This is a genomic window from Bradyrhizobium sp. Mp27 (assembly GCF_029953005.1).
GTDB lineage: Bacteria > Pseudomonadota > Alphaproteobacteria > Rhizobiales > Xanthobacteraceae > Bradyrhizobium > Bradyrhizobium barranii.
This window is the reverse complement of sequence record NZ_JASAUS010000005.1, coordinates 172,170-185,352: the sequence shown is the minus strand read 5'-3', so window position 1 is coordinate 185,352 and position 13,183 is coordinate 172,170. Positions and strand designations below refer to the sequence as shown.

The 13,183-nt window shown below is 62.1% G+C and carries 8 protein-coding genes; 4 read left to right on the top strand and 4 right to left on the bottom strand.

All coding sequences use genetic code 11. The annotated features are described in order from the left end of the window. The first annotated feature begins 403 nt into the window (after positions 1-403). The 3 genes from QJT78_RS05845 (at position 404) to QJT78_RS05835 (ending at position 3,315) form a co-directional block, all read left to right on the top strand. Positions 404-1,402: a TRAP transporter substrate-binding protein gene (locus QJT78_RS05845; RefSeq protein WP_014497024.1), complete on the top strand. Its 999-nt coding sequence runs from the start codon at positions 404-406 to the stop codon at positions 1,400-1,402. 81 nt (positions 1,403-1,483) lie between these two features. Then, the gene (locus tag QJT78_RS05840) at positions 1,484-1,999 is read left to right on the top strand and encodes a TRAP transporter small permease (RefSeq protein WP_028153504.1); all 516 of its coding nucleotides are present in this window, start codon (positions 1,484-1,486) and stop codon (positions 1,997-1,999) included. Further along, positions 1,996-3,315: a TRAP transporter large permease gene (locus QJT78_RS05835; RefSeq protein ID WP_028153505.1), complete on the top strand. Its 1,320-nt coding sequence runs from the start codon at positions 1,996-1,998 to the stop codon at positions 3,313-3,315. The genes QJT78_RS05840 and QJT78_RS05835 overlap by 4 nt, the downstream gene beginning before the upstream one ends. Before the next feature lie 42 nt (positions 3,316-3,357). Here the strand turns inward: QJT78_RS05835 and QJT78_RS05830 are convergent, their stop codons facing one another. Then, entirely contained in the window at positions 3,358-4,632 is a 1,275-nt protein-coding gene (locus tag QJT78_RS05830; protein ID WP_028153506.1) for a serine hydrolase domain-containing protein, read from the bottom strand. 162 nt (positions 4,633-4,794) lie between these two features. On the opposite strand from QJT78_RS05830, the gene QJT78_RS05825 reads away from it, so the two are divergent. Continuing rightward, positions 4,795-5,712: an intradiol ring-cleavage dioxygenase gene (locus tag QJT78_RS05825; RefSeq protein ID WP_028153507.1), complete on the top strand. Its 918-nt coding sequence runs from the start codon at positions 4,795-4,797 to the stop codon at positions 5,710-5,712. A 150-nt stretch (positions 5,713-5,862) separates the two neighbouring features. Here QJT78_RS05825 and QJT78_RS05820 read toward each other — a convergent pair whose 3' ends face one another. The 3 genes from QJT78_RS05820 to QJT78_RS05810 form a co-directional block, all read right to left on the bottom strand. Beyond that, positions 5,863-9,225 (bottom strand): adenylate/guanylate cyclase domain-containing protein, encoded by a 3,363-nt coding sequence (locus QJT78_RS05820; protein ID WP_281460193.1) that lies wholly within the window; start codon positions 9,223-9,225, stop codon positions 5,863-5,865. 899 nt (positions 9,226-10,124) lie between these two features. Continuing rightward, positions 10,125-11,861: a bifunctional protein-serine/threonine kinase/phosphatase gene (locus QJT78_RS05815; RefSeq protein ID WP_049807417.1), complete on the bottom strand. Its 1,737-nt coding sequence runs from the start codon at positions 11,859-11,861 to the stop codon at positions 10,125-10,127. A gap of 55 nt (positions 11,862-11,916) precedes the next feature. Next, complete coding sequence (locus tag QJT78_RS05810) at positions 11,917-12,756, bottom strand: formate/nitrite transporter family protein (RefSeq protein ID WP_028146778.1); 840 nt, start codon at positions 12,754-12,756, stop codon at positions 11,917-11,919. Positions 12,757-13,183 lie beyond the last annotated feature (427 nt).

Sequence of the window (13,183 nt, the reverse complement as noted above, 5' to 3'; positions counted from 1 at the left end):
CAGCACGCCTCAAGCACCTTGCGATCTTTCCTCGAAAGGTGGACTTCTCTTGCTTCGGGTATCATCCCGACCTTGAATCACGACTCACGTTCCAAGAAAAGTGGGTACTAGCTCTGCAGCGGAAGGCGGGCGGACCTCTGCGTGCAGCGCGCAGGTCCGCAAGTCTTCCGTCTCCTACGAGAGTGGGAGGCCGCCCATACGGCCTGCCGCGCACCGGCAGGGGCGCGCGAGTTGCAGTGCAACAGGTCGCGCAGAAATGGCCCTGCGACGAAGAGTACCTCCAGCGCACGCGAATTGGCTTCCGTCCCGCCGCAGTTTTTCATACCCTCCCCGAATGCCGGCCGCGTGCCGGCTGCGCTCACGCCCCGGTTACAGGGGCGGAGCATCACAGGGAGGGGAGACGATGAAGCGAAGATCATTTCTCGCTGGTATCGGTGCGACCACTGCGGCGGCTACGATTGGCATGCCGTCGATCCTCAGGGCGCAAGCGCCGATCACGCTGAACGGCGCGGTCCAGTTCAACGACGACCACGCCTTCAACCGGGCATTGATCCGGTTCGAAGAGCTGGTGAAGAAGTACTATGGCAAGCCCGTCAACTTCACCCTGCACAAGAACTCCTCGCTCGGCCTCGAGAAGCAGTATTTCGAGTATATGTCGCAGGGCAAAGCGGTCGATTACGGCATCGTCTCGCCGGCTCACATGTCGACCTTCGCCAAGGCGGCTCCGTTCATCGACGCGCCGTTCGTGTTCAAGGGCATCGAGCACATGAACAAGGTCGTCGAAGCCAATATCCTGGCGCCGATCGCCGACGAAGTCGCGGCGAAAGCCGAGGTCGTCCTGATCGGTTATTCCGGCGGTGGCATCCGCAACATCTTCGCCAACAAGCCGCTCAAGAATCTCGCCGATCTCAAGGGCCTCAAGGTTCGCGTGCAGGGCGCGCCGATCTGGTCGAAGACCTTTGCGGCAGTCGGCATGAGCCCGACGGTGATCGCCTATAACGAAATCTACAACGCGATCCAGAACGGTGTGATATCGGCCGGAGAAAACGAAGCCGCCGGTGTCGAGGCGATGAAGTTCTACGAAGTGGCCCCGCATCTCAATCTGACCCAGCACGCTGTCTCGATCCGGCCGATCTGCTTCTCGGTGAAGACGCTGAAGACATTGCCCAAGGATTTGCAGGACGCGATCATGAAGGCCGGCAAGGAAGCCGGCGACTATGGCCGTCAACTGGAGTCGAGCGAAGAGGTGATCAAGCTCGACACGCTCGAGAAGGCCGGCAAGCTCAAGCGCGTTCCGTTCGAGGAGCGGGACGCCATGAAGAAGCTCGCCGACCCCGTGATGGCCACCTACGCCAAGGAAATCGGCGCGGAAGGCATTTTCGAGAAGATCAACGTCGCCTGACCTCTCCATGTCTACCGACGCAATATCGGGGCAAGCCTTGCGGCTTGCCCCTTTGGTGATGATTGCCACCGCGGAGCTCCAATGACCGAAATACCTGTTGCGGCGAACCCGTCGCTATGGCGCCGAGCGACGGCGGCCTATGCGAAATTGCTCGAAATCCTGCTCGCTGCCTGTGTCGGCATTCTCGTCATCCCGGTGACGCTGCAGATCATATCGCGCTACACGCCGTTCATTCCCTCCTACATCTGGACCGAGGAGATGGCGCGGTTCCTGTTCGTCTGGACCATCATGATCGGCGCCATGGTCGGCATCCGGGAGTCGCAGCATTTCGAAGTCGATGTCTGGCCGGATCTTTCGCGGCGCTCGGAGGCGGCGGTCCGAATCCTCGCGCGCCTCGGCGTGCTCGCCCTGGCGATCGTGTTCGTGTCGGCCGGCATCGAATTCACCCGGTTCGCGTGGAACAGGACGTCGGAGCTGGCCGACCTGCCGCTCTGGCTGATCCACGTCGCCTGGCCGGTGGCAGGTGTGACGTGGATCGTGTTTGCGGGCGAACAGATACTTGATGAAATGCGGATTCTGGTTGGGGCGAAGCAATGACGGGGAATGTTCTTTCTGCCGGACAGGCCGCGGCGGTTCTCTTCGGGGTCTTCATCGGCCTGCTCGTCATTCGCGTGCCGGTCGCCTTCGCGCTTGGCCTTGCCTGCGTGCCGATCCTGGTGATCGAGCCACATCTGTCGCTGATGACGCTCGCGCAGGAAACCTTCAACGCCTACAATTCGTTCATCCTGCTGGCGGTGCCGTTCTTCCTGTTGACCGCCAATCTGATGAGCATCGGCGGCATCACCGACCGGTTGGTCGCGCTGTCGCGATCGATGGTCGGACACTGGCCGGGATCGCTGGCGCAGATCAACGTCGTGCTCTCGGTGTTCTTCGCGGGCATTTCCGGCTCCTCGACTGCCGATGCGGCGAGCCAGTCGAAGATCTTCATCGATGCCCAGACCAAGGAAGGCTATGATCTCTCGTTCTCCATCGCCATCACGGCGGTGTCCGCGGTGCTCGCCGTCATCATCCCGCCGTCGATCCTGATGATCGTGTGGGGCGGACTGATCTCGACCTCGATTGCCGCGATGTATCTGGCCGGCATCGTGCCGGGCCTCCTGATTGCCGGCGCCCAGATGGCGACCGTGCATGTCTACGCGGTGCGCCGGGGCTATCCGACCTATCCGAAGGACAGCTGGCGGGACTTTCGCTGCGCGATCTGGCGGTCGCTGCCGGCGCTGATGACGCCGTTCATCATCGTTGGCGGCATCCTGCTCGGATGGTTTACCGCAACGGAATCTGCCTGTGTCGCGGTGCTCTACTCAGTGGTGCTGTCGGCATTCTTCTATCGCGAGACCGGCGCGCGCGAACTGTACAGGGCCCTGCTTGATACCGGACGCCTTGCCGGCGTTGCGTTGTTCTGCGTCGGCACCGCGAGCGCGTTCGGCTGGTTGCTGGCCTACTACAAGATTCCGCAGGAGCTTTTGGCCAACGTCTCGACCTGGGGCATGGGACCGATTGCAGCCGGCTTCTTCATTGCGTTCTGCTTCCTGGTCGTCGGCTGCTTTCTCGACGCCATTCCGGCGATCGTGATCGTCGGCACCGTGCTGGAGCCGTTGGCCAAGTCCGTCGATCTGCACCCCGTCCAGTTCGCGATCGTCTCGATCGTGTCGCTGGCGTTCGGGCTGGTGACGCCGCCTTACGGATTGTGCCTGATGATCGCCTGCGCGGTTGCGGGCGTGCGGCTGCGCTATGCGCTAAAGGACACCGCGATCATGCTGGTGCCGATGCTGGTCGTGCTGGCGGCCCTCATCGTGTGGCCGGAGGTGTCGCTGTTCCTGCCGCGCCTGATCGTGCCGGAGATGCTGAAGTGAACGATCCCGCGGCCCCGGAGCCGCGGGATCATTTCGTTTGTCTTACAGATTGCTCTCGGTGATCGCCGCATAGACCATGCTGCGCAGTTCGCGCCGGAGCGGATAGGCGCTCGACGGCAGCACCTGTGTCATGAAGATGGTGATCAGCTCTTCGGCCGGGTCGATCCAGAACGAGGTCGTGGCCGCGCCGCCCCAATTATATTCGCCCGGGCTGCCGGCGATCAGCGTCTCCGCCGGGCGCATGGTCACGGCGAAGCCGAGGCCGAAGCCGATGCCGTTATAGGTGGCTTCGGAGAACAGCGAACGCGACACTTCCGGTAGCGCGCGGCCGCCTGGAATGTGGTTGCTCGTCATCAGCGCCAGCGTCTTCGGCCCGAGCAGGCGGACGCCGCCCAGCTCGCCGCCATTGAGCAGCGCACGGCAGAAGGTGAGATAGTCGGCGACCGTCGAGCATAGCCCGCCGCCGCCCGAGATGAACGAGGGCGGGGACAGGAACGAGCTCTTGGTCGGGTCGTCCTGGAGTGTCAGACCCTCGCGGCGCTGGCCGGCATGGAAGGTCATGCCGCCACCAGGATCGGCGGAGTAGCAGGCGGCGAAGCGATGCGCCTTGGCGGCCGGCACGTGAAAATCGGTGTCGGTCATGCCGAGCGGATCGAGGATGCGAGTTTTAAGGAACTGCTCGAAGGGAATCCCGGAGATCTTGCCGACGAGATAGCCAAGCACGTCGGTCGCCACCGAATAGTTCCAGGATTCGCCTGGCGAGAACTCCAGCGGAATTTTTGCCAGCGCCTCGATCATGCTTTGCAGCGTGCCTGACTTCTCGACCTCGCCGATCTTCTCGGAGCGATAGGCGGCATCGACGTTGGAGCGCTGCTGGAAGCCGTAGGTGAGGCCGGCGGTGTGCCGCAGCAGGTCGACGATCAGCATCGGCCGGGCCGGCGGCCGGGTCAGGAAGGCCGGCGCGGTGCCGGCGACGAACACGCCGAGATCCTTCCATTCCGGAATGTATTTGGCGACGGGCTCGTCGATCGCGACGAGGCCTTGCTCGACCAGCATCATGAAGGCGACGCTGGTGAGCGGCTTGGTCATGGAATAGATGCGGTAGATGGTGTCGTCCTTGACCGGCGCCTTGCGCTCGACGTCGGCAAAGCCCTGCACCGAGCTGTGGGCGACCTTGCCGCGGCGGTAGACCAGCAGGTGCGTGCCCGGAAAGCGGCCGGCATCGATGTAGCGGCTCTTCAGATGCGCATCGACGCGGTCGAGCGCGGCCTTGGACATGCCCACGGATTCGGGCGAGGCGGGGGTAGGGGCGAGCATCAGTTCCTCCGGGGCGTTTTGTCGGAAAGTTGATAGCGAAATGCCGGCCCCATTCCAAGCCGGTTGCGCTTAACGCGGCCGGGCCTGCTGGTGTAGGCTGCACTCTGGAACGCCTCCAAGGAGCCCATCCGGGCCAACGAGAAAACTCAGGGCAAACGCACCATGACCCAGTTCAACGAGACCGAACTCACCGAAGCCGTCGTCAAGAGCTTCGACAATACGCCTGATGCGCGGGCAAAATTCCTGCTCCAGGAATTGGTGAAGTCGCTGCACGATTACGTGAGCAAGACCGGTCTCACCTTCGAGGAATGGGAATACGCCATCGATTTCCTGACCCGCACCGGCCACAAATGCACCGACACAAGGCAGGAATTCATCCTGCTCTCCGACGTGCTCGGGGTCTCCATGCTGGTCGACGCCGTCAACCACAGGGATCGCGAGGGCGCCACCCAGACCACGGTGCTCGGCCCGTTCTATGTCGGCGAGCACAAGGTTACGGCCCACGGCACCGACATCTCGCCGAACAATCAGACCGGCGAGCGGATGTTCGTGCAGAGCCGCGTCACCGACCTCAAGGGCAAGCCGCTCGCGGGCGTTCCCGTCGACGTATGGCACGCCGACGATGACGGCTTCTACGATTCGCAGAAACCGAACTACGACGAGGTCGGTGCCTCGGCGCGGGCGCGCTTCATCACCGACAGCGACGGCCGCTTCTTCTTCCGCACCATTTTGCCATGCAGCTATCCGATTCCGACCGATGGCCCTGTCGGCGAGATGATCATGCAGACCAAGCGCCATCCGATGCGCCCCGCGCATGTGCACTTCCTGGTCAATGCCAAGGGCTACGAGCCGCTGATCACCCACGTCTTCATGGACGGCGACAAATATCTCGATTCCGACGTGGTGTTCGGGGTCAAGGACGACCTCGTCGCCAAGGTCGAGCTGCGCAGCGATCCCGCGATGCCCGACGGCTCCAAGGCAAACGGGCAGTGGCACCTGATGACCTACGAATTCCACCTCAAGCCCGGCGGCGGCATGGCGCCGAAGCCGCTGGGGGTGAAGGCCGAGGAGCCGGCGTGAGGGCTCCCCCGCTGGAGCGCACATTCGGCCGCTCGGTAGTCAGGGCGCGTGCGACATCCGCTGTGCTTCTGGTAGCTGCGCAACAGCGGACCTCACTGGATGTCCGAGTTGGGCCGATTAGCGGATCACGGTCCGTTAGATAAATACAAGTCAAGCGAGCTCATCAAGCAGCCCCTTGGCCTGTTTCAGGTCGAGCGTTTGGAGGCCCTCGCTAAACCATCCATAAACAGGTGCGAGCAGCTCGCCGGCCCTGTTGCGCTCGCCTCGATCGTACCAGAGCCGCGCGAGACTCGTCGCGGCCCGCAGTTCCCAAGACTTTGCTTGTTGCTTTCTTGCGGCCGCAAGCGCACGTGAGAAATGTATTTCTGCTTTATTGACCTCCGGCTCGGGAGCCAACAATGCGATATCCCCGGCCGTGCGGTGGATGTCGGATTCACACCACGTCTCGCCAGACGTTTCAATCGCCTTGAAAGCTTCGTTGACGTGCCGCCGCGCATCGTCGAATTGGCCGAGTTCGGCGCATGCTCTCGCCATATGGGAAACGTACCATGGAACAAACACGACTGAGCCGCTCGATTGCCAGGCAGCAATGCCTGCGGGGATCATGGTAATCGCATCGGACGGTTTGCCGGTCAGCGCCTGTATGCAGCCCCGGTGCATCATGCCGCCTCCTCTCCACTGTGCGGCATTCTTTTCTGTCGCCAGAGGAATAAGTTCATCGAGTTGTACGTTCGCGGCCTCGTACTCTCCGCAATGGATAAGGGCGTATGACGTGAAGTACAGAGAATACATCAACGGCACTCCCTGGCCCACGTCCCGGGCTTCCGCGACCGCGCTTTTAGCATCGGCCAGCGCGGCTTCTGGATATCCGAGCATCCATCGGATCCATGATCGATAGCAGAGCGCGGCAACGCGGATATCCTGCCCGAACCTCGTTGCGAGCTGCCGATGCTCCCCGGGATTGTAAGACGCGATCGCACGATCGAAATGCTCTAATGCTTCTGCAAGATTTCCAATCGTTGCCTGCGAAACGCCAACGAGTCGGTGCCCTAGCATTTGCTGGGTGGCAGCTTTCTGTTCTTCGGCACGCCTTAGAAACTGCGTAGCAAGCTCGGTTACAGTGTCAGCGTGGAAACTGTTGAAGTTCGCAACCCAAAAGCTGTACAGCACGGAAAACAGCAGGAGCGGATCTTCGGGAGTTTCACCGCGCGCTTCTGCCTGTTCAATCAACGTCCGCGCCCGCAGCGCTGCGGTCTTGGTTTCGGCCGCGCCATACCCTCGAAAGTGCATAAGGGGGGTGATCAGCGCGACCTGCAGCTTGATTTCCTCGCGCCTGAGAGCTGGCGTCGAGGGCAAGGAGGCGATCAAGGAGAGTGCGCGGTTCAGCTGCTCCGCAGCCTCAGGCAACGCCGCCCGCCCCAATGACCGGTCTCCGGCCTTTGCCCAAAGGCCCGCGGCCTTCTCGATCAGTCCGGCTTCAGTGCAGTGGCGCGCCAAAAGCTCCGGCTGAAGCTCAATTCTGTCTGCGAAACGAGTTTCGAGGATTTCCGCGATCCTGGCATGCAGTGTGCGCCGGTGCTCGCGCAGCAGCGTGCTATAGGCCGCATCCTGCACGAGGGCATGCTTGAACAGATAATGCGCGTGCGGCGGGACACCCTGCTGGAACAGCAGGCCGGCACTAATCAGCCGATGTAGCGCGATCTCCAACTCTGCCTGCGATGTGCCTGCCACGGCCTCCATAAGCGCATGTGAGAATTCCCGGCCGATCGCAGAGCCGATCTGCGCGAGCTCCTTGGCGGGACCAAGCCGATCCAGACGTGCCATCAACGAGGCGTGCAGCGTTGCGGGGATTTCGAGCCTCGACGATGGAATCGCGGCCGTCGTTCTTCGCGCCTCCTCCTCACTCTCCGCCTCCAGCACTGCCTTTGTCATTTCCTCGATGAACAAGGGAATGCCATCGGTCCGATCAATCATGTCCTCGCGGATACCAGTCGGCAGACGCTTGTTGCCGACAATCCGGTCAATGATGGCGTCGATGTCCCGCCGGCCAAGCCGATTGAGGGTGACTGCGGTCACATGCGGAAGTCCGATCCACGGCGGCTCGAACTCCGGTCGGAACGTAATGATCAGCAACACTCGAAGCGCGACGATACGCTCAAGAATGCGGCCAACCAGCTCCAGACTGGTGGGATCGGTCCAGTGTGCATCCTCGAAAATCATCAGCACAGGGGCGGACCTCGAAAGCGCCCCGATTTGGGTAACAAACGCCTCCAGCGTTCGCTGCCGGCGCTGCTGCGGGGCAAGCGTGAGTTGGGGATAGCGACCGTCGTTCGGAAGCGACAGCAGCTCGGCGAGCAGGGCTGAATCATCTGGCGACGTCGCGCTCCGCGCCAGCAGGACATCGAGCTTATCGAGCTTCGCCTGCACGCTATCGTCATGCTTCAATCCGGCTGCCCGTTCCAAATGGCCGATAACCGGAGAGAGCGCGCTGTTCGTACGCTGCGGCGAGCAAAAGCAGCGCAGCCGTGCATGCGGCTCCTCTTTGATCTGTTCCAGCAACACCGCGGTTAGTCGGGATTTTCCAATTCCGGCCTCACCGGAAATCAGCACGACCTGGCCTTCGCCATCCTTGGCCCTAGACCACCGCCGCCGCAGCAACTGCGATTCCTCCTCCCGTCCGACAAGCGAAGAGAGGTTGCCACCGTGAAAGGCTTCAAACCGGCCTTCCACAGACGTCTGTCGCAGTGCAGCCCAGACCTGCACCGCACCCGCGAGTCCCTTGAGCTCCTGGTGACCAAGATCACCCAACTCGAACAGATTGCCCAGAAGCCTTCTTGTAGAGTCCGCGATAACGACCATGTCCGGTTCGGCGAGCCCTTGCAGCCGGGCCGCGAGGTTGGGCGTCTCGCCCACGATGCCTCGCTCCTGGGCCTCGCCGGATCCGACGAGGTCGCCGACCACCACCAGCCCGGTGGCAATTCCGACGCGGGTCTGCAGCCGCGTGTTGGTCTTCAATTTCGCAACCGCCGGGACAAGCTCCAAGGCCGATCTCACGGCCCTCTCGGCATCGTCCTCATGAGCTTGCGGGTAGCCGAAGTAGACCAGCACGCCATCGCCCATGTATTTCGCGACAAATCCTCCGTAGCGCTGAACTGTTTCAGTGACAGATTTCTGATAAGCCGAGATGAGCTTGCGCAAGTCTTCGGGGTCCATGCGCGTCGACAGCGCCGTCGAGCCCACGAGATCGCTGAACATCACGGTGATCTGTCGACGCTCCGCAGCATCGCCGGGCGAACTGGAAACCGCCATTCCGACCGGCGCGCCGATCGTCGTTTTCTTCGGGAGTGCTGCAATGGCTTTGAGGAGCTTGATCCGTGCGCCGAGAGGAAGGCCGAGCTCGCGCAGATGATCTTCCGTCAGATCAGACAGCACCGTTTCGTCGATTGCATTTTCGCGGAACGTGGCCTCTAAGCGTTCGAGACCTAAGGTCCGCAGCCAGTTCCCGAGGTCCATGATGGCCTCCCAACTGCTTTCGTCTGCGCCCCCGACAGCTCAAGCCCGCGCAAAGCCGACGCGACCGCGCAGGATAGCGGAAGCCTTGCGAGGGATATTATCGAAGCCAGCTGGACACCAAGCAGAAAGTTTGCGTTGTGCGCTGCGGCAGATTTGACCAGCTCCGCTGGAGCGCACATTCGGCCGCTCGGTAGTCAGGGCGCGTGCGACGTCCGCTGTGCTTCTGGTAGCTGCGCAACAGCGGACCTCACTGGATGTCCGAGTTGGGCCAACAACAAACATACTGCGAACATAAGAAGACGCGAGGCGAGCCGGCCTTAACGCCCCCGGAGCGTCCCGATCAAGCAGGACGGATACCGCCTGTTCGTGCAGCGCGTGGGTTCACATGCCACTCCCTCCGCTACCGCCGCCACCACCAGCTTGTCTGGACGCTTCGAGATTTCTGTCTAAACGACTGGGTTCATTAGGCGCGTAACCGAAAGCTCCCGGATAGCCCTTCTTCGATCCCATTGTTTGCAGCTCATGCAGCGGAGCGTAGCCGGGGACGCCCGGGTGATGTCTCTTAGAGATCTTATGCTGCAGACCAAGTGCTTTGCCTGGTACACCCTGCGCAAGCGCGGCTGGTGCGGCGGCGATGAGAGCGGCGGCACAAAGTGCGATGATCGTTGTTTTCACTTTTCGGTCCTCCCTCCTTGAAACAAAAGAGCCCGCGTAGCGGATTCAACGCCGTCGCGACGGCATAGTCGAGTGCAAAAACGTCTAGCCGCAATCAACCTTTAAACCCGGCTAATCGCGCGATGTTTGGGCTATTTGGCCGATGTCGCATATGGGTCACCCGCGGCAATACTCTGACGAACGATAATGTTTCCACTTGGCCGCTAGAAGCAGACGTCTGCGCCCTACCGCGCGTGCAGCAGCGCCAGCAGCACGACCACCGCGCAGGCGAGGGCTGCGGTGGTCAGCTTCCAGAACATCAGCGGGCTACGCTCCAGGAGCGGCGTGATCCGTGTGTCGAGATAGGCCGGATTAGGCGTGCGAAGCTCGAAGACGAATTCGGACAGATCCTCGTGCCGCTTGTAGGGATCGGGATGCAGCGCGCGCCTGAGCGCGCCGTCGACCCAGGCCGGCACGTTGCGGTCGTCGTCGGCCGGACGATACTGAAGTCTCCGCGCGTCCGCCTTGCGCCGGATCCTGGCGATTTGGGTGCCATAGGGAAGCTTTCCCGTCAGCATCTGGTAGCAGATCACGGCCAGCGAAAACATGTCGGAACGGGGCGAGCCGCCTTGCCCCAGAAAGTACTCCGGCGCCGTGTACTGGACCGTTCCCAGGATGTCGTCGGCCTCGTCTCGCGGCGCCGCCTCCGCGACGCCCGCGACCCTGACCGATCCGAAGTCGATGATCTTCGCGGTGCCGGTCTTGTCGATCATGATGTTGTCGGGCCTGAGGTCCTGATGCAGCATTTCCATGCGGTGGAAGGCGCGCAGGCCGGCGGCGATCTGCTCGACCAGCCCGCGGACGGTTTCGAGATCGGGGCGCGGATTGTCGGTCATCCACTGCCTCAACGTCTGCCCTTCGACGAATTCGGTCGCGACGTAGAGGTAGCTGCGCCGTCGCGACTGTGACAGCGGCTTCAGCACGTGCGGGCTGTCGATCCTGCGCGCGATCCACTCCTCCATCAGGAAGCGCTTGAGATAGGCGGCGTTGTCGCGCAAATCGATCGACGGCAGCTTGAGCGCGACCGGCGCCTCGGTCTCCACATCAACGGCGAGATAGATATGACTGCGGCTGCTGCCGTGGACTTCCCGGATAATCCTGTAACCGTCGAAGACCGCGCGCGGCTCCGGCAGCGGCGGAAGCGGCAACTGTGACGTCTGATTGAAGATGCCGGCCGGCTCGCGCTGCGGCACCGCGTCGATGCGCAGGATCTGGACGGTGATGTTGTCGTCGCTGCCGCGCCGGTAGGCTTCCTCGACGATCGCCTTTGCCGCGCCGTCGAGCTCGACTGCGTGCTCGCCGAGTGCGCCGGTGATGAAACGCTGGTCGACGAATTCGTAGGCACCGTCGGTCGCCAGGATAAAGGTGTCGCCGGCCTCGATCTCGAAAGTCTGGTAGTCGATCTCGAGCTGCGGATTGATGCCGAGCGCGCGGCCGAGATAGGTCTGCTCCGACGACACGATGATGCGGTGATCGTCGGTGAGCTGCTCGAGCGCCTTGCCGGCGACGCGGTAGACGCGACAGTCACCGACGTGGAAGATGTGCGCCGTGGTCGCCTTGATGACCATGGCGGTCAGGGTGCAGACATAACCCTTGTCGCGATCATAGGCATATTGGCTCTTGCGCGTCTGCGCGTGCAGCCAGGAATTGGTCGCGTCCAGCACGCGGCGGGCGGAGGTCTTTACCGTCCAGGATTCCGACGTGCAGTAATAGTCCATCAGGAAGCTCTTGACCGCCGACTCGCTGGCGATCTGGCTCACCGTGCTGCTGGAGATGCCGTCGGCGAGAACGGCCGCGATGCCCTTCAGGCTGAGCAGCGGCTCTTCCGGAATCAGGACGCCGTGAAAATCCTGATTGACGGGCTTGCGCCCCTTGTCGGAGTGCTGGCCGACAGAGATCAGGAGTCCGCGGGTCATCGTCATCACCAGGCGAAGGGAGCCTCACCCTGGTCGGGCGAGGCTCTTCTGTCGAGACGTATCAGGCCGCAACACGGGTCGGCGCAGCCTTGCCGGCCTGACGCTTCGGCTTGGTCATGACGTGGGTGGCGTAGAGGGTCATGCCGGTGAACGCGAGGCCGCCCACGAGGTTGCCGAGCACGGTCGGGATCTCGTTCCAGATCAGATAGTCCATGATCGAGAATTTGGCATGGAGCATCAGGCCCGACGGGAACAGGAACATGTTCACGACGGAATGCTCGAACACCATGTAGAAGAACAGCATGATGGGCATCCACATCGCGATGACCTTGCCTGGGACCGAGGTCGAGATCATGGCGCCGACGACACCGGTCGAGACCATCCAGTTGCACAGCATGCCGCGCATGAACAGCGTCGCCATGCCGGCCGCGCCGTGCGCGGCATAGCCGAGCGTTCGGCCTTCGCCGATGTTTCCAATGGCCGCTCCGACCTTGTCGGGGTCTTGCGTGAAGCCGAACGTCGTCACGAAGGCCATCATGAAGGCGACGGTGAAGGCGCCGGCGAAGTTGCCGACGAAGACGAGGCCCCAGTTGCGCAGCACGCCGCCCAGCGTGACGCCGGGACGCTTGTCGATCAGGGCGAGCGGCGAGAGCACGAACACGCCGGTGAGCAGATCGAAGCCGAGCAGGTACAGCATGATGAAGCCGACCGGAAACAGTATCGCGCCGATCAGCGGCTGGCCCGTGTTCACGTTGATGGTGATGGCGAACCATGCGCCGAGTGCGAGGATGGCGCCGGCCATGAAGGCGCGGATGGCAGTATCCCGGGTGGACATGAATATCTTGGACTCGCCCGCATCCACCATCTTGGTGACGAATTCCGAAGGCGCGAGATACGACATCAATGGTTCCTTTTGCTTCGTAAGTGAGATCGACACGCCCGAGAGAGCGCAGCTGAACATCATTGGCCGTGCGGACAGCTCTGCCGCGCACGAGGGCTATGGAAGGTCTGGAAGCCTTGGGAATCGCGTCACGAGGACTGAGCCGGGAGGGCCGCGAAGCAGTTGAGCTTCCGGGATGCAGCCGCCAGAGGCTGCAACAATGCGGCAAGCCGCAGTCTTCGTTGACGTCGGTGAAGAAGCAAGTTGCGTGCCGTGTTGGCGTGTTGGAAAAGGTTAGCGATATCAATCGGATGTCGTACGCGTTGAGCTGACTTTTGCGGACGCACGGCCTTTTGCTTGGGCGGCTGCATAAGATTTGTGCGCCGCACAAGGAATGAGCAATTCGCAAATTCCGCGTGCGCAGCAAGCCTGCGACAGTCTGGCGCGG